This window comes from Cupriavidus sp. P-10, assembly GCF_003402535.2.
In the GTDB taxonomy this organism is placed as follows: domain Bacteria; phylum Pseudomonadota; class Gammaproteobacteria; order Burkholderiales; family Burkholderiaceae; genus Cupriavidus.
Map to the genome: position 1 here is coordinate 272,440 of NZ_AP025170.1, position 20,569 is coordinate 293,008.

The 20,569-nt window shown below is 67.5% G+C and carries 20 protein-coding genes; 16 read left to right on the forward strand and 4 right to left on the reverse strand.

Annotation, left to right across the window (positions count from 1 at the left end):
- Nucleotides 1-40 precede the first annotated feature (40 nt).
- From CTP10_RS01270 to zwf, 4 genes are all read left to right on the forward strand, one after another.
- Nucleotides 41-700: a LysE family transporter gene (locus CTP10_RS01270; RefSeq protein WP_116316967.1), complete on the forward strand. Its 660-nt coding sequence runs from the start codon at nucleotides 41-43 to the stop codon at nucleotides 698-700.
- Between the two features lie 71 nt (nucleotides 701-771).
- On the forward strand, nucleotides 772-942 hold the full coding sequence (locus tag CTP10_RS01275) for a hypothetical protein (protein ID WP_199414492.1): 171 nt from the start codon (nucleotides 772-774) through the stop codon (nucleotides 940-942).
- Between the two features lie 363 nt (nucleotides 943-1,305).
- The gene (nagA, locus tag CTP10_RS01280; RefSeq protein WP_116316968.1) at nucleotides 1,306-2,409 is read left to right on the forward strand and encodes an N-acetylglucosamine-6-phosphate deacetylase; all 1,104 of its coding nucleotides are present in this window, start codon (nucleotides 1,306-1,308) and stop codon (nucleotides 2,407-2,409) included.
- Nucleotides 2,410-2,480: 71 nt separating this feature from the next.
- A complete protein-coding gene (gene zwf, locus CTP10_RS01285) occupies nucleotides 2,481-3,968 on the forward strand; it encodes a glucose-6-phosphate dehydrogenase (protein WP_116316969.1) in 1,488 nt (495 codons plus the stop codon).
- 65 nt (nucleotides 3,969-4,033) lie between these two features.
- Here the strand turns inward: zwf and CTP10_RS01290 are convergent, their stop codons facing one another.
- Complete coding sequence (locus CTP10_RS01290) at nucleotides 4,034-5,578, reverse strand: YifB family Mg chelatase-like AAA ATPase (protein ID WP_116316970.1); 1,545 nt, start codon at nucleotides 5,576-5,578, stop codon at nucleotides 4,034-4,036.
- Between the two features lie 106 nt (nucleotides 5,579-5,684).
- The gene (locus CTP10_RS01295; protein ID WP_029046713.1) at nucleotides 5,685-5,963 is read right to left on the reverse strand and encodes an accessory factor UbiK family protein; all 279 of its coding nucleotides are present in this window, start codon (nucleotides 5,961-5,963) and stop codon (nucleotides 5,685-5,687) included.
- Nucleotides 5,964-6,353: 390 nt separating this feature from the next.
- Between CTP10_RS01295 and CTP10_RS01300 the strand changes: the two genes are divergently transcribed.
- The 12 genes from CTP10_RS01300 (at nucleotide 6,354) to mnmH (ending at nucleotide 18,039) form a co-directional block, all read left to right on the forward strand.
- Nucleotides 6,354-7,148, forward strand: a complete 795-nt coding sequence (locus CTP10_RS01300; protein ID WP_116316971.1) for a TorF family putative porin — start codon at nucleotides 6,354-6,356, stop codon at nucleotides 7,146-7,148.
- 54 nt (nucleotides 7,149-7,202) lie between these two features.
- Complete coding sequence (locus CTP10_RS01305) at nucleotides 7,203-7,541, forward strand: P-II family nitrogen regulator (RefSeq protein WP_010814843.1); 339 nt, start codon at nucleotides 7,203-7,205, stop codon at nucleotides 7,539-7,541.
- Between the two features lie 32 nt (nucleotides 7,542-7,573).
- The gene (locus tag CTP10_RS01310; RefSeq protein WP_116316972.1) at nucleotides 7,574-9,124 is read left to right on the forward strand and encodes an ammonium transporter; all 1,551 of its coding nucleotides are present in this window, start codon (nucleotides 7,574-7,576) and stop codon (nucleotides 9,122-9,124) included.
- A gap of 529 nt (nucleotides 9,125-9,653) precedes the next feature.
- Entirely contained in the window at nucleotides 9,654-10,949 is a 1,296-nt protein-coding gene (gene gshA / locus CTP10_RS01315; protein ID WP_116317801.1) for a glutamate--cysteine ligase, read from the forward strand.
- A gap of 23 nt (nucleotides 10,950-10,972) precedes the next feature.
- Entirely contained in the window at nucleotides 10,973-11,926 is a 954-nt protein-coding gene (gene gshB / locus CTP10_RS01320) for a glutathione synthase (protein WP_116316973.1), read from the forward strand.
- Between the two features lie 78 nt (nucleotides 11,927-12,004).
- A complete protein-coding gene (locus tag CTP10_RS01325) occupies nucleotides 12,005-12,460 on the forward strand; it encodes a PTS sugar transporter subunit IIA (protein ID WP_116316974.1) in 456 nt (151 codons plus the stop codon).
- Complete coding sequence (locus CTP10_RS01330; protein WP_116316975.1) at nucleotides 12,429-12,698, forward strand: HPr family phosphocarrier protein; 270 nt, start codon at nucleotides 12,429-12,431, stop codon at nucleotides 12,696-12,698. Before CTP10_RS01325 ends, CTP10_RS01330 begins: the two co-directional genes overlap by 32 nt.
- Before the next feature lie 58 nt (nucleotides 12,699-12,756).
- The gene (gene ptsP / locus CTP10_RS01335) at nucleotides 12,757-14,547 is read left to right on the forward strand and encodes a phosphoenolpyruvate--protein phosphotransferase (RefSeq protein ID WP_116316976.1); all 1,791 of its coding nucleotides are present in this window, start codon (nucleotides 12,757-12,759) and stop codon (nucleotides 14,545-14,547) included.
- Between the two features lie 223 nt (nucleotides 14,548-14,770).
- Nucleotides 14,771-15,076: a (2Fe-2S)-binding protein gene (locus tag CTP10_RS01340; RefSeq protein ID WP_199414493.1), complete on the forward strand. Its 306-nt coding sequence runs from the start codon at nucleotides 14,771-14,773 to the stop codon at nucleotides 15,074-15,076.
- A gap of 126 nt (nucleotides 15,077-15,202) precedes the next feature.
- Nucleotides 15,203-15,682: a bacterioferritin gene (gene bfr / locus CTP10_RS01345; RefSeq protein WP_061957256.1), complete on the forward strand. Its 480-nt coding sequence runs from the start codon at nucleotides 15,203-15,205 to the stop codon at nucleotides 15,680-15,682.
- Nucleotides 15,683-15,877: 195 nt separating this feature from the next.
- Complete coding sequence (gene selD / locus CTP10_RS01350; protein ID WP_116316978.1) at nucleotides 15,878-16,924, forward strand: selenide, water dikinase SelD; 1,047 nt, start codon at nucleotides 15,878-15,880, stop codon at nucleotides 16,922-16,924.
- 11 nt (nucleotides 16,925-16,935) lie between these two features.
- Complete coding sequence (gene mnmH / locus CTP10_RS01355) at nucleotides 16,936-18,039, forward strand: tRNA 2-selenouridine(34) synthase MnmH (RefSeq protein WP_116317802.1); 1,104 nt, start codon at nucleotides 16,936-16,938, stop codon at nucleotides 18,037-18,039.
- A gap of 21 nt (nucleotides 18,040-18,060) precedes the next feature.
- On the opposite strand, the gene CTP10_RS01360 is transcribed toward mnmH, so the two are convergent.
- Nucleotides 18,061-18,825: a HesA/MoeB/ThiF family protein gene (locus tag CTP10_RS01360; protein ID WP_116316979.1), complete on the reverse strand. Its 765-nt coding sequence runs from the start codon at nucleotides 18,823-18,825 to the stop codon at nucleotides 18,061-18,063.
- A 97-nt stretch (nucleotides 18,826-18,922) separates the two neighbouring features.
- The gene (locus CTP10_RS01365; RefSeq protein ID WP_116316980.1) at nucleotides 18,923-20,530 is read right to left on the reverse strand and encodes a S41 family peptidase; all 1,608 of its coding nucleotides are present in this window, start codon (nucleotides 20,528-20,530) and stop codon (nucleotides 18,923-18,925) included.
- Nucleotides 20,531-20,569 lie beyond the last annotated feature (39 nt).

Here is a 20,569-nt window from a genome sequence, read left to right on the forward strand (position 1 = left end):
GCAATGCGGCGGCGGCAGTTGTCGTCAAAGGAGAATCGAAATGCGTTGGGAAGTGTGGCTGGCTTATTTCGCCGCCTGCTGGGTGATCGCGGTGTCGCCGGGATCGGGGGCGGTGCTGTCGATGAGCCACGGCCTGTCATATGGCTTGCGCAGGACCAGCACCACCATCTTCGGCCTGCAGACCGGGCTGGTGATCGTGCTGCTGATTGCCGGCGGTGGCCTGGGTGCGCTGCTGCTAGCCTCGGAGCAGGCATTCATGGTGGTCAAGACCGTGGGTGCGCTGTACCTGATCTACCTGGGCGTGCAGCAGTGGCGCGCCAAGGTCGAGAGCGGCGCTGACGGGGCCGCTGACGGGGCCGCGGGCGCCGGACCCGTGCGCGTGTCGGTCATGAGCGCGCGCCGACGGTTCGCCACCGGGCTGCTGACCAACGTGACCAACCCCAAGGGCATCATCTTCATGGTCGCGGTGCTGCCGCAGTTCATCGACCCCAACCACCCGCTCGCGCCGCAGCTGGCGATCCTGGCGCTGACCATGTGCTGCGTTGACCTGGCGGTGATGCATGGCTATGCGCTGCTGGCCTCGCGCATGCAGGGCCTGTTCCGCAATGCCCGCGCGGTGCGCTGGCAGAACCGCTTCTTCGGCAGCGTGCTGATGGCGGTGGGCGCGGCGCTGTTTTTCGTGCGCCGGCAGCACGCCTGAGCCGCGACACTGGCGCGTGCGCGCCGGGTTTGCTTCAATGAGGGAGTGCCCCCGGTCACGGAGACCCTCGTATGCCCGTCTCGCCGAACCCCCGCGCCGGCGCGCGCGTGATGCCGCGCCATACCGAGCCCCCGGTGGAAGAGCCATCGCCGCCCGGCGTGCCGCCTGACTTGCCGCTGCCGCCAGAAGAGGACCCGATCCCGCCGCCGGTGGAACCGCCGGTGGCCGCGCCTTACCGCTGAAACGACTGTTAGAGCGATTGACTGTCAGGCGATTCCATCCGGAAGCTCTGGCCGTCGGCCATGCGCAGTCGGGTCAGCCTGACGATTTCTTCCCCCTCCTGCCATTGCCGCGCCGGGGCTCCCTGCGGCGTGGCGCGGTGGCGCCCTAAGGTCACCAGTTCGCCGGCTACAACCTGTCGCTGCTGTCCGGCGTCTGCCACGTCAGCTGAACGAAAGCGGCGGGCATGGCACGCTTGTCACACCCGGCGCAAAGTATGACCTGCCGCAGCACCCTGCCGCGGCCGGGTTCAGCCAGCAGGGCGCGTATGCCGGCATCGTCCACCTGTCCTGAAGGCGCGCGCTGGTGATATGGAGAGGACTGCCATGAAAGGAAACATCCTGACGCCGGCAGGCTGGGTCTTCGGCGAGATCCGTGCCGGCCCGGACGGACGCATCGAGCGCATCGACGGCGTGTCTGCCACCCCCGACGGCAACGATGCCCCGTACGTGCTGCCGGGGTTTGTCGACCTGCTCAACCACGGCGGCGGCGGCAAGGACTTCATGGACGGCGAGGCGGCGGTGCCGGCGATCTTGCGCGCGCATGTGCGCTTTGGCACCACCAGCCTGCTGGGCAGCACCATGACCGCGCCGCCGGAGGTGCTGCTGCCGGCACTGCAGGCGCTGGACCGTGCCAGCCGCGCGCGGCCGACTGGCGCGGCGCGCATGCTTGGCGTGCATCTGGAAGGGCCGTATATCAATCCCGGCAAGCTTGGCGCGCAGCCCGACGCGTCGGCCATCGCCACGCCGGCCCAGCTGGAGCAGTACCTGGACGCGGCGCCGATCCGCGTGGTCACGCTGGCGCCTGAGCTGCCCGGCCACCTCGACATCATCCGCGCGCTGGCCGCGCGCGGCGTGCGTGTGCAGCTGGGCCATACGCTGGGCACGTATGAAGACGCGGTTGCCGCGCTCGAGGCCGGCGCGTCCGGCTTTACCCACCTGTTCAACGCCATGACGCCGCTGCAGCACCGCGCGCCGGGCATGGTCGCGGCGGCGCTGGCGCATGCCGAATTTGCCGAGCTGATCCCGGACCTGGTGCATGTGCATCCCGGCGCCATCCGCGCCGCGCTGCGCGCGATTCCGCGGCTGTATGCCGTGACCGATGCCACCGCCGCGGCGGGCATGCCGGACGGCGTGTATCACCTCGGCAGCCAGACCGTCTACAAGTCGGACGGCAGCGTGCGGCTGGCCGATGGCACGCTGGCCGGCAGCGTGCTGACCATGGACCAGGCGTTGCGCAATCTCGTGGCGATCGGACTGGATCTGGCCGATGCCGCGAGGCGCGTGTCTCTGTATCCGGCCCAGTACCTGGGCTTGTCCGATCGCGGCGCGCTCGCCGCCGGCTGCTGGGCCGACGCGGTCGTGCTGGACCGCGCACTGGCGGTCCGCAGCGTCTATGTCGAAGGAGAATGCTGTGTCGAGAATGCCTGAGACCCGCTGATCGCCACCGATGCCAACGATTCCCGCTTGTGCCGGCGCCCCCGGCATGCAAGGAGCCCGCCATGCCATCCACCCGTTCCGCCTCTTCCTTTGGCAGCGCCGACCCGCGGCCGCTGGACCTTGTCATCTTCGGCGGCGCCGGCGACTTGTCGGCGCGCAAGCTGCTGCCTTCGCTGTATATGTGCCATCGCGACGGCAACCTGCCTGACGGCACCCGCATCATCGGCGTAGGCCGCCACCCGTGGAATGCCGAGGCCTTTGTCAATTTTGCCAACGACAGCGCGCAAGGCTTTGTCGATGCCCGCTATCTCGATCCGGCCAGGTGGCAGGCCTTCCTGCAGCGGCTCGACTACGTACGCCTGGATGCATCGCAGCCCGGAGACTATCCCGCGCTGGCCGCGCAGCTGCGCAACGACGCGCTGCGCATTTTCTACATGGCGATGCCGCCGGGGCTGTTCGCCGCGACCTGCGACAACCTGGCCGGCCATGGGCTGATCGCCGACGACACGCGCCTGGTGCTGGAGAAACCGCTGGGCGTCGACCTGGTCTCGGCCATCTCCATCGGCGAAGTGGTCAGCCGCTACTTTACGGAAGACCGCACCTACCGCATCGACCATTACCTCGGCAAGGAAACGGTGCAGAACCTGATGGCGCTGCGCTTCGGCAACTCGATCTTCGAACCGCTGTGGCGCACGCCGTTTGTGCGCAGCGTGCAGATCACCGTCGCCGAGACCGTGGGCGTGGGCACGCGCGGCGGCTTCTACGACGAAGCCGGCGCCATGCGCGACATGGTGCAGAACCACCTGCTGCAGCTGGTCAGCATCCTGGCGATGGAGCCGCCCGCGTCGCTGAACTCGGACGCGGTGCGCGACGAGAAGCTCAAGGTGCTGCGCTCGCTGCGGCCGATGTCGGCTGAGGACGTGCGCCGCAATACCGTGCGGGGCCAGTACACCGCGGGCGCGATCGCCGGCGAACTGGTGCGCGGCTACCTGCAGGAAGCTGGCATCCCGCCCGACAGCCGCACCGAGACCTTTGTCGCAATGCGCGCCGAGCTGGGTACCTGGCGCTGGAACAAGGTGCCGTTCTACCTGCGCACCGGCAAGCGCATGCAGGAGCGCGTGACCGAGGTGGTGATCCACTTCTCCGAGGTGCCGCATTCGATCTTCGACAGCGGCAGCACGCTGCAGCCCAACCGCATGGTGATCCGGCTGCAGCCGGAAGAATCGGTGCGGCTGACGCTGATGGTCAAGCAGCCGGGCGAGGGCATGAAGCTCAAGCCGCTGAGCCTGGCGCTGAACCTCGACTCGGCCTTCACCACGCGGCGCGCCGAAGCCTATGAGCGGCTGCTGCTCGACGTGATCCGCGGCCGGCTGGCGTTGTTCGTGCGGCACGACGAGCTGCAGGCCGCATGGACCTGGGTCGATCCGATCCTGGAAGCGTGGCGGCAGCAGGATGAAGGGCCGCGGCCTTATACCTCGGGCACGTGGGGGCCGGCGGCATCGTCGGCGTTCATGGCGCGGGAGGGCGTCCAGTGGTCGGAGGAAGCATGACCGGGTAGATGGAGCTGGCGGTCGTGCAGCAAGGCCCGGCGCGCCGGTGCGGCTTGACCGCTCGCCTAGCCGGATGCCATCCGCAGCGCGCGCCGGTACTGGATCGCCTCGGCTACATGCTCGGCGCTCAGTACCGCCGCGCCTTCCAGGTCGGCAATCGTGCGCGCCACCTTCAGTACACGGAAGTAGGAGCGTGCCGACCACGCCAGCCGCGTCATCGCCCCGCGCAGCAGCGCCTGTGCCTGCGGCTCCGGCACGCAGTGCTGCTCGATCTCGCGCCCGCCCAGTTCGCTGTTGGGCTTGCCTTGCCGGGTCAGCTGCAGCATGCGCGCCGCCAGCACGCGTTCGCGCACCGCGGCGCTGGGTTCGCCGGGCGGGCCGTCGAGCATCTCGCCCTGGTCCTGGGCGGGCACTTCCACCTGCAGGTCGATCCGGTCGAGCATCGGCCCGGAGATGCGCGACTGATACCGCCGCACCTGGTCGGGCGTGCAGCGGCAGGGGCGGTCAGGATGGCCCAGGTAGCCGCACGGGCACGGGTTCATCGCCGCCACGAACTGGAAGCTGGCAGGGAAGTCGGCATGCCCGTTGGCGCGGGCGATGGTGATGCGCCCGGATTCCAGCGGCTCGCGCAGGACTTCCAGCACGCGGCGGTCGAACTCCGGCAGTTCATCCAGGAACAGCACACCGTGGTGCGCCAGCGAGATCTCGCCGGGGCGCGGGTTGCCGCCGCCGCCAACCATGGCCGGGCCCGACGCGGTGTGGTGCGGCGCGCGGCAGGAGCGCTGGCCCCACAGCGCGGTACGGAAGCCGCCGGGCGTCAGGCTCATGACCGCGGCGGATTCCAGTGCTTCCTGCAGCGACATCGGCGGCAGCAGGCCCGGCAGGCGCTGGGCCAGCATCGACTTGCCGGTGCCGGGCGGGCCGACCAGCAGGGCCGAGTGCTTGCCTGCGGCTGCCACTTCCATGGCTCGGCGCGCCTGCGCCTGGCCGCGCACGTCGCGCATGTCGGGGCCGCTGGCAACCGATTGCGGCAGCGCGGCGGGGGCGGCGCGCGGCAGGCGGGCGTCGGGCAGGGCGCCGAGGTGCTCGCACACCTCGCGCAGCGTGGCGGCGGCGTGGACCGCCAGGTCTTCGATCAAGGCCGCTTCGGAGCCGTTGTCGCGGGCCACCAGGAACGCGCGTGGGGCGGCGCCGGCCCCGTGGCGCGCGGCGTTGTCCTGCGCCAGGCCCATCGCCATGGCCAACGCGCCGCGCACCGGCCGCAACTCGCCGGACAGGGACAGCTCGGCGGCGAATTCATGGTGGTCGAGCGCATCGGCCGGGATCTGGCCGCTGGCGGCCAGGATGCCCAGCGCGATCGCCAGGTCGAAGCGGCCGGACTCCTTGGGCAGGTCGGCCGGCGCCAGGTTGACGGTGATGCGGCGGTTGGGGAACTCGTAGCCGCTGTTGAGGATGGCGGCGCGCACGCGCTCGCGGCTCTCGCGCACGCCGGTGTCGGCCAGCCCGACGATGGTGAAGACCGGCAGGCCGTTGGCCAGGTGGGTCTCGACGCGCACCGGCGGCGCCGCGATCCCGGTCAGCGCCCGGCTACCCAGGACGGCGAGGCTCATGCCGGGTCTCCCACGACAACTAACCGTCGCCGATTTGTTAACGAAAAAGGCCGCCAGGATTAGCGGCCTTTGGACAGGCTGGCTTGAGTGGGCCGGAGCGGCAGTCTCATGCGCCCCCGGTCGAATCCACTGCGCCGGCGCCCGGCGGGATGCCCGCACGGCGCTCCAGTTCGGCCACGCGGGCTTCCAGCTCCTCGAGCCGGGAGCGGGTACGGGCCAGCACCTGCGACTGGACGTCGAATTCCTCGCGGGTGACCAGGTCGAGGCGGGCAAAGCCCTGCGTCATCATGCTGCGCACGTTTTTCTCGATGTCCCTTGCCGGCGAATTGCGCAGCGCCTCGCTGACCTTGTTCTGCAGGTCGTTGAAGAGATCGGTCGGTTTCATGGTTTCTCCTTTGTGCACCTAACTGGTGCCAATCCCGGTGGACATCTGGCGTATAGCGCGCTTTCGCACAGGTTTTGGGCGCCCCCAATGCGGGCGGGATCCCGTGGCATGGCCGCACGCAGCCACCGTCAGGACTCGATTATCGCCCCTGCGGCACGTGGACGAAAGCTCCGGCGTGCCCGTCTTTACACCTTTTAACGTGATTTGCCTTTGCTGCAAGGCAGATTCAAGCGGGGCGTGGGTCACTGGGGTTCGCTCCGGCAACGCGAGGCGTGCCTGCGCCGGCAACTTTTCGATCGGCTGGCACGGCAGTTGCAGTAGTGATGCCGCCTGCCTCACCGAAATTCAAACAAACGAAATCCGAGCCACAACGAAAAGGAGAAGAAATCCATGAAGAAGTTGGCCCTTGCAGTCAGCGCGGTCGTCCTGTCCAGCGCCGCCGCCACCGCCGTTGCGCAGAGCACCGACGCGGCCCCGGCGCCCGCTGCCGCCGCTGCCGAGCCGGCATCGCCACATACCTTTACGGCCAACGTGTCGCTGGTCTCTGACTACCGCTATCGCGGCATCAGCCAGACCAACCTGCGCCCGGCCATCCAGGGTGGCTTTGACTACGCGCATGAGAGCGGCTTCTACGTGGGTAACTGGAACTCGAGCATCAGCTGGCTCGAGGACGCCAACCCGGCCGTGTCGGCGCCGGTCGAGATGGACTTCTACGGCGGCTTCAAGAACACCTTCAAGGTTGCCGGCACGGAATTCAACTATGACCTGGGCGTGCTCGAGTACTACTACCCGGGCGGCTACAACAATCCGCGCCCGTACACCACCGAGCTGTATGCCGGCATTGGCTGGGGCCCGGTGTTCCTGAAGTACTCGCACTCGGTCACCAACCTGTTCGGCTGGGCCGACAGCAAGAACAGCTACTACGTCGACCTGACGGCCAACGTGCCGCTGAACTTCTGGGACCTGACGCTGAACGCGCACGTCGGCTACCAGGGCGTGAGGCACAACAGTGACGCGTCCTACACCGACTGGAAGATCGGCCTGACCAAGGACCTGGGCAAGGGCTTCGCGCTGGCGGTGGCCTATGTCGACACCAACGCCAAGGAAGTGGCTTACACCAGCGTCAACCGTGGCCGCTACCTGGGCAAGGCGACGGCCTGGGCCTCCATCACCAAGACTTTCTAATCACCGTCGCAGGTCCGGCAGGCCGGAGCAGAGCCTGCCCCAAGGAGAATCCGGATGAAACTCATCATCGCAGTCATCAAGCCGTTCAAGCTCGACGAGGTGCGTGAAGCGCTGTCGGACGTGGGCGTGTCCGGCATCACCGTGACCGAAGTGAAAGGCTTCGGCCGCCAGAAGGGCCATACCGAGCTGTACCGCGGCGCGGAGTACATCGTCGACTTCCTGCCCAAGGTGAAGATCGAGGTGGCGGTGCCCGACGACGTGGTCGAGCGCGCCATCGAGGCGGTCGAGAAATCGGCCCGCACCGGCAAGATCGGCGACGGCAAGATTTTCGTGGCACCGATCGAGCAGGTCATCCGCATCCGCACCGGCGAGACCGGCGGCGATGCCCTGTGACCCAAGACAGCATAGAGACAGAGGTTAATCACATGAAAACCTGGATCAAGCGATTCCTGACGGCCGGTGCGATGGCGCTGGCCATCGGCACGGCGGGCGTGGGCATGTCCGCGCCGGCCGCCGCACAGGACAAGCCGGCGGCGGAGGCTTCGGCCCCGGCCGCCTCCGCCGCCGCCCCCGCTGCTGCCGCCGCGGCACCTGCAGCCGCCCCCGCCGCAGCTGCCCCGGCCGCCGCCCCCGCGGAAGCCGCTGCCGCCGCACCGGCCGCGCCGCAGCCCAACAAGGGCGACGTGGCCTGGCTGCTGGTGGCCACCGCCTTCGTCATCCTGATGACACTGCCCGGCCTGGCGCTGTTCTACGGCGGCCTGGTCCGGTCCAAGAACATGCTGTCGGTGCTGATGCAGTGCCTGGTGATCTTCTCGCTGGTGGCGCTGCTGTGGGCGATCTACGGCTACAGCTTCGCCTTCACCGAGGGCAACGCGTTCTTCGGCGGCACCGACCGGCTCTTCATGAAGGGCCTGACGGTGGAAGCCATGGCGGCCACCTTCAGCAAGGGCGTGGTGATCCCGGAACTGGCCTTCTTCGCCTTCCAGTGCGCCTTCGCCTGCATCACCTGCGGCCTGATCATCGGTGCCTTTGCGGAGCGTGCGCGCTTCTCTGCCGTGCTGGTGTTCGTGGTGCTGTGGTTCACCTTCGCCTACATCCCGATGGCGCACATGGTCTGGTTCTGGCCGGGTCCTGACGCCTACACCGACGCTGCCGCCGGCGCTGCCGCGACCGCCAAGTCGGGCTGGCTGTTCCAGAAGGGCGCGCTCGACTACGCGGGCGGCACCGTGGTGCACATCAACGCCGCCGTGGCGGGGCTGGTGGGCGCGTACATGTTCGGCAAGCGCATCGGCTTCGGCCGCGAGGCGATCCGTCCGCACAGCCTGACCTTCACCATGGTCGGTGCCTCGCTGCTGTGGTTCGGCTGGTTCGGCTTCAATGCCGGTTCGGGCCTGGAAGCCAGCGCCGGTGCCGCCCTGGCCTTCGTCAACACGCTGCTGGCCACCTGCGCCGCGGTGCTGGCGTGGACCTTCGGCGAATGGATCAGCAAGGGCAAGCCGTCGATGCTGGGCGGTGCCTCGGGCGCGGTGGCCGGCCTGGTGGCGATCACCCCGGCAGCCGGCTTCGTCGGCCCGATGGGCTCGATCGTGATGGGCCTGGTGGCTGGCCTGCTGTGCCTGTGGGGTGTGAGCGGCCTGAAGCGCATGCTGGGCATGGACGACTCGCTGGACGTGTTCGGCGTGCACGGCGTGGGCGGTATCGTGGGTGCGCTGCTGACCGGCGTGTTCGCCGCGCCCAGCCTGGGCGGCACCGGCATCTATGACTACGTGGCCAACAAGGTGGCGGACGATTATTCGATCGCCGGCCAGCTCTGGATCCAGTTCGAGGGCGTACTGACCACGGTGGTGTGGTCGGGAATCGTCTCCTTCGTCGCCTACAAGCTGGTCGACATGCTGATCGGCCTGCGGGTGCCGGAAGACGAAGAGCGCGAAGGCCTCGATATCACCTCGCATGGCGAGACCGCATATGAAGTCTGATCGCAAAGGTGTTGTGCTGGAGAGCTGATTGGGAATCTTCTCTCAGGAGTTTCGCCCGGCCGCGTGCCGGGCTTTTTTCTTTGTCTTATCAAGCGGGCATCAGGTCCGGGCGGATCGCCGTCCCGGACCGCGGCGGGGCGCCCGGAGAAAACTCGCAAAAGGCGCCAGCCCAATGCCCGCATGGACTGGCGGCAGATCTCCCCGCACCGCGCACGGGCTTTTCGCAAAGTGCTTAACTCCGATCTTAAAAAGCTTCAATTGTCTTTAATGTGCGGGGCACATACATTGCCAGTGAGGCAGTTTCCTCCACCTGCAGAACGCTCCCCGTATCTGTCAGGCCATTTAAAAGCGCGGCGCTTGCCGCGCTTTTTTTTTGCCCGCGGCAGCGGCCCTTTATTTCCCGCGCGGCGTCCCCATATCGTTATCCCTAATGCCAAGGCCTGCATATCCTTATCAGGAGTGTGCCTGCGCCTGTTTGGCCGTTCCTCTACAATCGGGGCGAACGATAAAGACGATCTATAGGATGGATATGGTCCCGCATCTCATCACCGCGCTGAACGGTCCTCTGCTCGAACTGGAGAAGAAGATCCTGGACGCCACCCCGTCGATCGAGCGTTGGTTCAGGCTGGAATGGCAGGAGCACACGCCTCCGTTCTATTGTTCGGTGGACCTGCGCAATGCCGGCTTCAAGCTGGCGCCGGTCGACACCAACCTGTTCCCGGGCGGCTTCAACAACCTGGCCCCGGAGATGCTGCCGCTGGCTGTGCAGGCGGCGATGGCGGCGATCGAGAAGATCTGCCCGGATGCCAAGAACCTGCTGCTGATCCCCGAACGTCACACGCGCAACATGTTCTACCTGCAGAACGTGGCGCGGCTGTCGCTGATCATGCGCCAGGCGGGGCTGAACGTGCGCCTGGGTTCGCTGTCCGAGGAAATCACCGAGCCGACCCCGATCGAGCTGCCCGACGGCCAGACCCTGGTGGTCGAGCCGCTGGCGCGCCTTGGCACCAAGGGCCGCCGGCTGGGGCTGAAGGACTTCGACCCCTGTTCGATCCTGTTGAACAACGACCTGTCGGCCGGGATCCCGCCGATCCTGGAAAACATCAACGAACAGTACCTGCTGCCGCCGCTGCATGCCGGCTGGTCGACCCGACGCAAGACCAGCCACTTTGCCGCCTACGACGAGGTGGCGAAGAAGTTCGCCAAGCTGATCGATATCGACCAGTGGATGGTCAACCCGTACTTTGCCCGCACCACCGGTGTGAACTTCCACGAGCGCGTGGGCGAGGAAGAGCTGGCCGATGCCGTCGAGGGCGTCCTGAAGAAGATCGCCAAGAAGTACCGCGAGTACGGCATCAAGGAAACGCCGTACGTGGTGGTCAAGGCCGATGCCGGCACCTACGGCATGGGCATCATGACCGTGCGCGACCCGTCCGAGGTCAAGGGCCTGAACCGGAAGGAGCGCAACAAGATGAGCGTCGTCAAGGAAGGCCTTGAGGTCAGCGACGTCATCATCCAGGAAGGCGTGCACACCTTCGAGAAGGTCAACGAGGCGGTGGCCGAGCCGGTGGTCTACATGATCGACCGCTACGTGGTGGGCGGCTTCTACCGCGTACACACCGGCCGCGGCAACGATGAGAACCTGAACGCCCCGGGCATGCATTTCGTGCCCCTGGCGTTCGCGCCCAACGGCATCCCCGACACCCACGCCAAGCCGGGCGCGGCAGTGCCGAACCGCTTCTATATGTACGGCGTGGTGGCGCGGCTGGCGCTGCTGGCGGCGTCGATCGAACTCGAAAAGACTGACCCGAACCCGATTCTGTGACGAGCCCTGACGAGCCCTGACTGATGCGCATCCTCTTCATCACCGATCCGCTGGAGACCTTCAAGACCTACAAGGACTCCACCTACGCCATGATGACCGAGGCCGCCGCGCGCGGCCACGAGCTGTACTGGTGCCTGCAGCCGCAGTTGTGCCTGTCGGGCAGCATTGTCGAGACGCTGGCCACGCGCCTGCACCTGACAGGTGACGACAAGGACTGGTACCGCGAAGGCAACAGCGCGCTGGAGCCGCTGTCGGCCTTCGACGCGGTGCTGATGCGCAAGGACCCGCCGTTCGACATGGAGTACGTCACCAGCACCTGGCTGCTGGAACTGGCCGAGCAGCAGGGCGCCCGCGTGTTCAACAAGCCGCGCGCGATCCGCGACCATTCCGAGAAGCTGGCGATCGCCCAGCACCCGCAATTCATCACGCCGACGCTGGTCACGCGCGACCTGGCGCGCATCCGCGACTTCCATGCCGAGCATCGCGACATCATCGTCAAGCCGCTCGACGGCATGGGCGGCATGGGCGTGTTCCGGGTGGGCGCGGACGGCATGAACCTGGCCGCCATCGTCGAGACGCTCGGGCAGGACGGCGCCCGCACCCTGATGGTGCAGCGCTATATCCCGGCGATCAAGGATGGCGACAAGCGCATCCTGCTGATCGGCGGCGTGCCGGTGCCGTATTCGCTGGCGCGGGTGCCGATGGCCGGCGAAGTGCGCGGCAACCTTGCCGCCGGCGGCAGTGGCCGCGCCCAGGAGTTGAGCCAGCGCGACCGCGAAATCGCCGAGACGCTGGCGCCGGGACTGTGGGAACAGGGCCTGCTGCTGGTCGGCCTGGACGTGATCGGCGACTACCTGACGGAAGTCAATGTGACGAGTCCGACCTGCTTCCAGGAGATCACCCAGCAGACCGGGTTCCACGTCGCGGCGATGTTTACCGACGCGCTGGAACACGCCGTGGGCGCCGCCGGCAGCTGACCGGCAACCATCCCGGCTGGCAGCAGGAGCGCGGGGGGCCGCCTGCTACAATCTGGGCAATCCAACGGATTCACCATCATGGCAGGCATCCTGATCATCGCGCACACCCCGCTGGCTTCGGCCCTGCGCGATTGCGCCGCCCACGTCTACTGCGGCCAGCCGCAGCGGCTGGAAGCCATCGACGTCCTCCCCGACGCGGACCCCGCCGCGGTGCTGGCCGAGGCGAAGCGCCGCCTGGCCGCCGTCTGCGAAGACAACGGCGCGCTGGTGCTGACCGATATCTTCGGTGCCACCCCGGCCAATATCGCCGCGCGCCTGGCCGAGCCGGGCCGCGTGCGCGTGCTGGCCGGCGTCAACCTCCCAATGCTCGTGCGCGCCATCTGCTACCGCTCCGAAAAGCTCGACCAGCTTGCCAGCAAGGCGCTGGCCGGCGGCTCGCAGGGCGTGCTGCAGATTGGCACTACCACCGTACAGAACCAAATCGCCAACCATCCCGACAAATATGCTGCAGAGGGACACCACCATCATCAATAAGCTCGGACTGCATGCACGCGCGTCCGCAAAGCTGACCCAGCTCGCAGGCAGCTTCGTCAGCCAGGTCAAGATGTCCCGCAACGGACGCCAGGTCGATGCCAAGAGCATCATGGGCGTGATGATGCTGGCGGCAGGGATCGGCTCGACGGTGACCCTGGAGACCGACGGGCCCGACGAGCAGGACGCCATGGACGCACTGCTGGCGCTGATCGCCAACCGGTTTGGTGAGGGAGAGTGAGGCCGGCGGCGCCGGTCCCGCAGCTTCGAATTTTTAAACGTTCCTGACGGAGCGGTACATGCCTTTCGCCCTGCACGGCATCCCGGTCTCGCGCGGCGTCGCCATCGGGCGCGCACACCTGCTCGCGCCCGCGGCGCTGGACGTGTCGCACTACCTGGTCGACGAAGAACAGCTCGATGCCGAGGTGGAACGGCTGCGCGCCGCCCGGGCCGCGGTGCGCGCGGAACTGGCGGCGCTCAAGCGCGACCTGCCGCGCGACGCGCCCGAGGAGCTGGGCGCCTTCCTCGACGTGCACGCGATGATCCTCGACGACGAGGCGCTGGCGCGCGAGCCCGAGGCGCTGATCCGGGGCCGCCGCTACAACGCTGAGTGGGCACTCACCACGCGGCTCGAAGAACTGATGCGCCAGTTCGACGAGATCGAAGACGAATACCTGCGCGAGCGCAAGGCCGATATCCAGCAGGTGGTCGAGCGCATCCTGAAGGCGCTGGCCGGCGCCCCGGTGCTGGTGCCCGCGCCGGTGCCGGCGCTGGCCGCGGACGGCGAGCCGGCGCCGGGCGTGATCGTGGTGGCCCACGACATCGCCCCGGCCGACATGCTGCAGTTCCGCCACACGGTGTTCCACGGTTTTGTAACCGACCTGGGCGGGCGCACCTCGCACACCGCCATCGTCGCGCGCAGCCTGGATATCCCAGCGGCGGTGGGGGTGCAGAGCGCGAGCGAGCTGATCCGCCAGGACGACTGGATCATCATCGACGGCGATGCCGGGCTGGTAATCGTCGACCCCACCGCCATCATCCTGGAGGAATACCGCCACCGGCAGAGCGAGCGCGCGCTGGAGAAGAAGCGCCTGCAGCGGCTGCGCCATACGCCGGCGGTGACGCTGGACGGGCTGGAAATCGAGCTGCTGGCCAATATCGAGATGGCCGAGGACGCGGGCGCCGCGCTGTCGGCGGGCGCGGTGGGCGTCGGCCTGTTCCGTTCCGAGTTCCTGTTCATGAACCGGCGTGGCGATCTGCCGGACGAGGAAGAGCAGTTCCAGGCCTACCGCGGCGCGGTCGACGCCATGCACGGTCTGCCGGTGACCATCCGCACGATCGACATCGGTGCCGACAAGCCGCTCGACGGCCGCGACGGCCGCGATGGCCGCGGCGATGGCCGTGGCGACGATTTCGAGACCGCGCTGAACCCGGCGCTGGGGCTGCGCGCGATCCGCTGGTCGCTGTCCGAGCCGGGCATGTTCCTGACCCAGTTGCGCGCGCTGCTGCGTGCCTCCGCCTTTGGTCCGGTGCGGCTGCTGGTGCCGATGCTGGCGCACGCCAGCGAGATCGACCAGACCCTGGCGCTGATCGCCAAGGCCAAGCGCCAGCTGGACGAGCGCGGCGAGCCGTACGACCCAGGCATGAGGGTCGGCGCCATGATCGAGATCCCGGCGGCGGTTTTGCTGCTGCCGCTGTTCCTGCGCAAGATGGATTTCCTGTCGATCGGCACCAATGACCTGATCCAGTACACGCTGGCGATCGACCGCGCCGACAATGCCGTGGCGCACCTGTTCGACCCGCTGCACCCCGCCGTGCTGCAACTGGTGGCGCGTACCATCCGCGAGGCCAATCGCGCCGGCGTGCCGGTGGCGGTGTGCGGCGAAATGGCGGGCGATCCTTCGATGACGCGGCTGCTGCTGGGCATGGGCCTGCGCGAGTTCTCGATGCATCCGGCGCAGTTGCTGCGGGTCAAGCAGGAGATCCTGCACGCCAATTGCGAGCACCTCGAGCCGCTGGTCGACCAGGTGCTTAACGCCTATGATCCCGAGGACCTCGCGGTGGCACTGAGCCAGATCGCCAGACCCTGACGACGGCAGGGTTTTCTAAGGGACGGGCCACAGAAAATGCACTTTTTACCACAGTCAAGTGCCCTTCACGCCGCCTCATTTTCGCGCCTGACGGTGTTGTCCCGACGGATGTGCAGAGATGTTCCCATGTCGCTAATGGGAATTGTTATCATTTTCGATCTCTGATATTCTGACGTTCATTCGCAGTGGCATGCCGGTGCCACGCGCCGCAACGGAGGGACTTGTGTACGTCTGCATCTGCAACCAGATCACCGATCGTGAGATCCACGGTGCCGCGCACCTTGGCGTCGAGACTCTCGACGAACTGGCCGAGACGCTTGGCGTCGGCACGTGTTGCGGACGCTGCCGCGACTGCGCGCAGCAAGTGCTGCAGGAAGGCGTCGCAGCGGTGCGCAATGTCACCGTGGCCACCCTCGCCAGCATCCAGGTTGTGGAGATTTCTTCCTGTTCCGTGTCGGGCCCATGTACCATAATGGACACTCGGGACCCGGCAGTCGCGAACGACCAGCGCAAGGCGATGGTTGCCTGAACGCGCCCATGTGAGCTGAAAGTCAGTTCACGGCGCGTTTTGCGCATTTCTATTCTCACCGACTGCACGCGGCGCCTTTTGGCGCCGCTTCGTGTTTTTGCGCGGGCCCGATGACAGGAGCCGCCAATGAAAGGTGACAAGAAGGTCATCCAGCATCTGAACGCCCAGCTCAAGAACGAGCTGACCGCGATCAACCAGTATTTCCTCCACGCTCGCATGTACCGCCACTGGGGCCTGAAAAAGCTCGGTGACGTCGAGTACAAGGAGTCGATCGGCGAGATGAAGCACGCCGACCGCCTGATCGACCGCATCCTGATGCTGGACGGGCTGCCCAACCTGCAGGACCTGCACAAGCTGCTGCTGGGCGAAGACACGCCCGAAATGCTCAAGTGCGACCTGAAGCTGGAGCAGACCGCGCACCAGACCGTCAAGGAAGGCATCGCCTACTGCGAATCGGTCGGCGACTACGTCAGCCGCGAAATCCTGGTCGATATCCTCACCGACACCGAGGAACACATCGAATACCTGGAGACGCAGCTGGACCTGATCGACAAGGTCGGCCTGCAGAACTACCTGCAATCGCAGATGGAACCGGGCGAGCAGTAAGCCGCCCGTCCCAGGCGCGGCCGCCGCTGCAGTATCCTGCAAAGGCGGCCAGCCCCACCGCGCGGCGCCACCCGGCGCTGCCATGTTGTCCGGCTGTAGGCAGTAACCCTTCTCATTCCAATTCCTTTCTTCATCCAGGCGCGCCTGGTCGGGTAGTGGCTCCTCCCCGGCCGGCGCGCTGCGACGGAGCCACCCATGACCACCGGTCCCATCCGCCTGACGCAATACAGCCACGGCGCTGGCTGCGGCTGCAAGATTTCCCCGAAAGTGCTCGATGTGATCCTGGCCGGCAGCGGTGCGCAGCACCTCGACCCGCGGCTGTGGGTCGGCAATGCCTCGCGCGACGATGCGGCGGTCTATGCGCTGGATGGCGCGGATAGCGGAAGGGGCGTGGTGTCGACGACGGACTTCTTCATGCCCATCGTCGACGACCCGTTCGACTTCGGGCGCATCGCCGCCACCAATGCGATCAGCGACATCTATGCAATGGGCGGCGACCCGCTGATGGCCATCGCGATCCTCGGCTGGCCGGTCAACGTGCTGCCGCCCGAGGTGGCCCGGGAGGTGGTGGCGGGTGGACGCCGCGCCTGCGATGACGCCGGCATCCCGCTTGCCGGCGGGCATTCGATCGATGCGCCGGAGCCGATCTTCGGGCTGGCCGTTACCGGCATCGTCGAGCGCGCGCACATGAAGCGCAACGACACCGCCACGCCTGGCTGCCGGCTGTTCCTGACCAAGCCCCTGGGCATCGGCGTGCTCACCACAGCCGAGAAAAAAGGCCTGCTGCGGGCCGGCAACCGCAACCTCGCGCGCGACTGGATGTGCATGCTGAACCGCCCCGGCAGCGCCTTCGGGCGCCTGCCGGGGGTGCGCGCCATGACCGATGTGACCGGCTTCGGGCTGCTCGGACACCTGGTCGAGATGGCCGATGGCAGCGGCCTTACCGCGCGGCTGGACTACGCCGCGGTGCCGGTGCTGGACGACGTGGTGGAGTACATCGGCCAGGGCTGCGTGCCGGGCGGCACGCAGCGTAACTTCGACAGCTACGGCCACCGCATCACGCCGCTGACGGAGGCGCAGCGCGCAGTGCTGTGCGATCCGCAGACCAGCGGCGGGCTGCTGGTGGCGGTAGAGCTGGCTGGCGAAGCGGAGTTTGCGGCCGAATGCCAGCGCCTGGGCTTGTCGCTGGCGCCCATCGGAGAAATGGTGGCGCGTGCCGCGCTGGCGGTCGAGGTCACCTGATGCCAGGCAGCATGCGCGCCGATACCGCGGACTTCCGCAGCCTGTTCCTCGGCGGCGTGCCGATGCTGGATGTGCGCGCGCCGCTGGAGTTCACGCGCGGCGCCTTTCCCGGCGCGGTCAACCTGCCGCTGATGGACGATGCCGAGCGGCACGCCGTCGGCCTGTGCTACGCCGGGAAAGGGCAGCAGGCCGCGATCGAGCTTGGGCACCAGCTGGTGTCGGGCGAGCGCAAGGCGGCCCGCGTCGCTGCATGGTCGGACTTTGCCCGCGCGCATCCGGACGGCTACCTGTATTGCTTCCGCGGCGGGCTGCGCTCGCAACTGGTGCAGCAGTGGCTGCACGATGCCGGCGTCGACTATCCGCGCGTGACAGGCGGCTACAAGGCGATGCGCACCTTCCTGATTGCCACCCTTGATGCGGCGGTCGCCGGGCAGCAGTGGCTGGTGCTGGGCGGCATGACCGGCAGCGGCAAGACCGACGTGCTGGCTGACGTGCCGGCCGCGCTCGACCTCGAGGGCCATGCGCGGCACCGCGGCTCGGCCTTTGGCCGGCGCGCGCTGGCGCAGCCGCAGCAGGTGGACTTCGAGAACGCGCTGGCGATCGATGTGCTGCGCCGTATCGACGCCCGCTTCCGCGCGCTGGTGGTGGAAGACGAGGGCCGCTTTATCGGCAGCCGCGATGTGCCGCAGGCGCTGTCGCAACGCATGCAGGGCAGTCCGCTGGTGTGGCTGGAGGCGTCTTTCGAGGAACGCGTGGAGCGCGTGCTGCGCGACTATGTGCAGGGGTTGGCGGCGGAATTCATCGCCGAGCATGGCGACGGCACGGGTTTCGACGCTTATTCCACACGGCTGCGCGACGCCATGGCGGCGATCGCGCCGCGGCTGGGCGGGACGCGCTACGGCAAGTTGTCTGCGTTGCTGGAGCAGGCGCTGGCGCGTCAGGCCGAGTCAGGCGACGTCGCGCTGCACCGCGGCTGGATCGAGATACTGCTGCGCGACTACTACGATCCCATGTATGTCTATCAGCGCGCGCAGCGCGAGCCGCGCATCGTGTTCCGCGGCGACCGCGCCGCCGTTACCGACTGGCTGCTCGCGCATGCAGCGCCGCAGGACTAAGCGGCAGCCCCATTCGATCGTTCAGTGCCCGGCACACACCGGGCAGTCCGGCGTGCGGGCCAGCCGCATCGTGGTCCATTCCATTGTCAGCGCGTTGACCATCAGCAGCCGGCCCGCCAGGCTCTCGCCCACGCCGGCCAGCAGCTTGAGCGCCTCGGCTGCCTGCACCGTGCCGACCATGCCAACCAGCGGCGCGAACACGCCCATGGTGGCGCAGGCCACTTCGGGCGCGGGCTCTGCCGGCGGGAACAGGCAGGCGTAGCAGGGCGCTTCGGGCTGGCGCCGGTCGAACACGCTGATCTGGCCGTCGAAGCGCAGCGCGGCGCCTGACACCAGCGGCACCTTGTGGCGCACGCAGGCGCGGTTGACGGCCTGGCGCGTGGCGAAATTGTCGCAGCAGTCCAGCACCACGCTGGCCGAGGCGACCAGCTGGTCGAGCTCGGCATCGGCCACGCGCGCGGGTACCGTGACGATGTCCAGCCCCGGGTTGATGCGCAGCATGCCTTCGCGCGCGGAGTCGACCTTGGGCCGGCCCACGTTGGCGGTGGTGTGGATGATCTGGCGCTGCAGGTTGGTCAGGTCGACCTCGTCGTTGTCGACGATGGTAATGCGGCCTACGCCGGCCGACGCCAGGAAGGGCAGCGCGGCGGCGCCCAGGCCGCCGGCGCCGATCACCAGCGCATGGCCGGCGAGCAGGCGGCGCTGGCCTTCGATGCCGAGCTCGTCCAGCAGGATGTGCCGGGAGTAGCGCAGCAGTTGTTCGTCGTTGAGGCCGTCGTCGCTCATGAAATCTCTCTACTGCGAGTTCGAAAGTGGAGGCCATTGAGACCCCCGCCCTCTCCCCCGGCCCCTCGCCCGCAAGCGGGAGAGGGGAGGAACACGCTCAGGGCGCCTTGCCAGTCGGCGTCCCCAGCGGCTCGCCGATCGGCGCGCTCGCCGGCGGCTGCTTGCCCGGGGCCGGCGCGGCCGGCTTGGCGGCCGGAGCGCTGGTGCCCTTGGTGCTGCTCTTGCCCGACGGCTTCGCCGCCTTGCCGTTGTCAGCCGGCGGGTTGGTCTCCAGCTTTGACTTGGAGCGCTTGACCGGCTGGCCGTTGAGCTGTGCGATCGCCTGCTGCAGCATGAAGTCGTCGGTCGAGCCGAATTCCACCGGCTTCTTGCGGCGGTCCTTCTCGCGCTCTTCCGGCGTCTTCTTCGCGTTCTCTTCTTCCAGGCGGCGCAGTTCCTCGACACGGCGCTGCTCGCGTTCGGTCATCTCCGGCTCTTCCGATTCCTGCTTGTTATGCAGGTGGCGCTCGGTGTCGATCTCGCGCGTGATCAGCGCGTCGTCCGGATCGCCCTCGGGGTTCTGGTCGACCGGGATGTCCGGGCGGATGCCCTTGGCCTGGATCGACTTGCCGCTCGGCGTGTAGTAGTACGCGATGGTCAGCTTGATGCCGGTGTCATTGGTCAGCGGCCGCACCGTCTGCACCGAGCCCTTGCCGAAGGTGGTCTTGCCCATGATCTGCGCGCGGTGGTGGTCCTGCAGCGCACCCGCGACGATCTCGGAAGCCGAGGCCGAGTAGGCGTTGGTCAGCACTACCATCGGGATCTTCTTGTACAGCGCGGGCAGGCTCTTGAGCGGATCGTCTTCCAGCGACGACAGGCGGTAGTTGTTGTACGACGCCTTGTAGGTACGCTTTGCATCGGGCACCTGGCCGTTGGTCGAGACCACGGTGGCGTCTTCCGGCAGGAAGGCCGCCGCCACGCCGACCGCGCCTTGCAGCACGCCGCCGCCGTTGTTGCGCAGGTCCAGCACCAGGCCCTTCATGTTGGGGTTCTTCTGCGCCAGCTCGGCCAGCTTGCGCGACAGGTCGGCGACGGTGCGCTCCTGGAAGCTGGTCAGGCGCACCCAGCCGACATTGTTGTCGAGCATCTTGGCCTTGACCGACTGCACGCGGATCTCGGCGCGCGTGATCGAGACCGGGAAGGTGCGTTCCTCGCTCTTGCGGTAGATGGTCAGCGTAACCTTGGTGCCCGGCTCGCCGCGCATGCGCTTGACCGCCTGCTCCAGCGGCAGGCCGCGCACCGGCTTGTCGTCGATGCGGGTGATCAGGTCGCCCGGCTGGATGCCGGCACGGAACGCGGGCGTGTCCTCGATCGGGTTAATCACCTTGACCAGGCCTTCTTCCTGCGAGATCTCGATGCCCAGGCCAGCGAAGCGGCCGCGGGTGCCTTCCTGCAGTTCCTTGAAGTCCTTCTCGTCCAGGTAGGACGAATGCGGGTCGAGGCTGGCGACCATGCCCTTGATGGCTTCGGTCAGCAGCTTCTTGTCATCGACCGGCTCGACGTATTCGCGCTTGATTTGCCCGAAGATATCGGCCATCAGCCGCAGCTGGTCCAGCGGCAGGGGGCCTGATGTGTTCTGTGCGGTCGCCGAGATCTGCAGCGTGGCGAGCACGCCGGCGACGAGTCCGACAGAAACTAGACTGATGTTCTTGAGCGTCTTGCGCATGAGGGCTGCCTGAACGTGTACGGAATGTACGTTTGGGGA

Excerpts from the sequence above, each read along its gene's own strand:
- CTP10_RS01290 (WP_116316970.1), bottom strand. The coding sequence starts at position 5,578 with ATGAGCCTCGCCGTCCTGGGTAGCCGGGCGCTGACCGGGATCGCGGCG.
- CTP10_RS01310 (WP_116316972.1), top strand. The coding sequence starts at position 7,574 with ATGAAAACCTGGATCAAGCGATTCCTGACGGCCGGTGCGATGGCGCTG.
- gshA (WP_116317801.1), top strand. The coding sequence starts at position 9,654 with ATGGTCCCGCATCTCATCACCGCGCTGAACGGTCCTCTGCTCGAACTG.
- zwf (WP_116316969.1), top strand. The coding sequence starts at position 2,481 with ATGCCATCCACCCGTTCCGCCTCTTCCTTTGGCAGCGCCGACCCGCGG.
- CTP10_RS01305 (WP_010814843.1), top strand. The coding sequence starts at position 7,203 with ATGAAACTCATCATCGCAGTCATCAAGCCGTTCAAGCTCGACGAGGTG.
- CTP10_RS01325 (WP_116316974.1), top strand. The coding sequence starts at position 12,005 with ATGGCAGGCATCCTGATCATCGCGCACACCCCGCTGGCTTCGGCCCTG.
- CTP10_RS01360 (WP_116316979.1), bottom strand. The coding sequence starts at position 18,825 with ATGAGCGACGACGGCCTCAACGACGAACAACTGCTGCGCTACTCCCGG.
- nagA (WP_116316968.1), top strand. The coding sequence starts at position 1,306 with ATGAAAGGAAACATCCTGACGCCGGCAGGCTGGGTCTTCGGCGAGATC.
- CTP10_RS01275 (WP_199414492.1), top strand. The coding sequence starts at position 772 with ATGCCCGTCTCGCCGAACCCCCGCGCCGGCGCGCGCGTGATGCCGCGC.
- CTP10_RS01295 (WP_029046713.1), bottom strand. The coding sequence starts at position 5,963 with ATGAAACCGACCGATCTCTTCAACGACCTGCAGAACAAGGTCAGCGAG.
- CTP10_RS01270 (WP_116316967.1), top strand. The coding sequence starts at position 41 with ATGCGTTGGGAAGTGTGGCTGGCTTATTTCGCCGCCTGCTGGGTGATC.
- bfr (WP_061957256.1), top strand. The coding sequence starts at position 15,203 with ATGAAAGGTGACAAGAAGGTCATCCAGCATCTGAACGCCCAGCTCAAG.
- mnmH (WP_116317802.1), top strand. The coding sequence starts at position 16,936 with ATGCGCGCCGATACCGCGGACTTCCGCAGCCTGTTCCTCGGCGGCGTG.
- gshB (WP_116316973.1), top strand. The coding sequence starts at position 10,973 with ATGCGCATCCTCTTCATCACCGATCCGCTGGAGACCTTCAAGACCTAC.
- CTP10_RS01330 (WP_116316975.1), top strand. The coding sequence starts at position 12,429 with ATGCTGCAGAGGGACACCACCATCATCAATAAGCTCGGACTGCATGCA.
- CTP10_RS01300 (WP_116316971.1), top strand. The coding sequence starts at position 6,354 with ATGAAGAAGTTGGCCCTTGCAGTCAGCGCGGTCGTCCTGTCCAGCGCC.
- ptsP (WP_116316976.1), top strand. The coding sequence starts at position 12,757 with ATGCCTTTCGCCCTGCACGGCATCCCGGTCTCGCGCGGCGTCGCCATC.
- selD (WP_116316978.1), top strand. The coding sequence starts at position 15,878 with ATGACCACCGGTCCCATCCGCCTGACGCAATACAGCCACGGCGCTGGC.
- CTP10_RS01365 (WP_116316980.1), bottom strand. The coding sequence starts at position 20,530 with ATGCGCAAGACGCTCAAGAACATCAGTCTAGTTTCTGTCGGACTCGTC.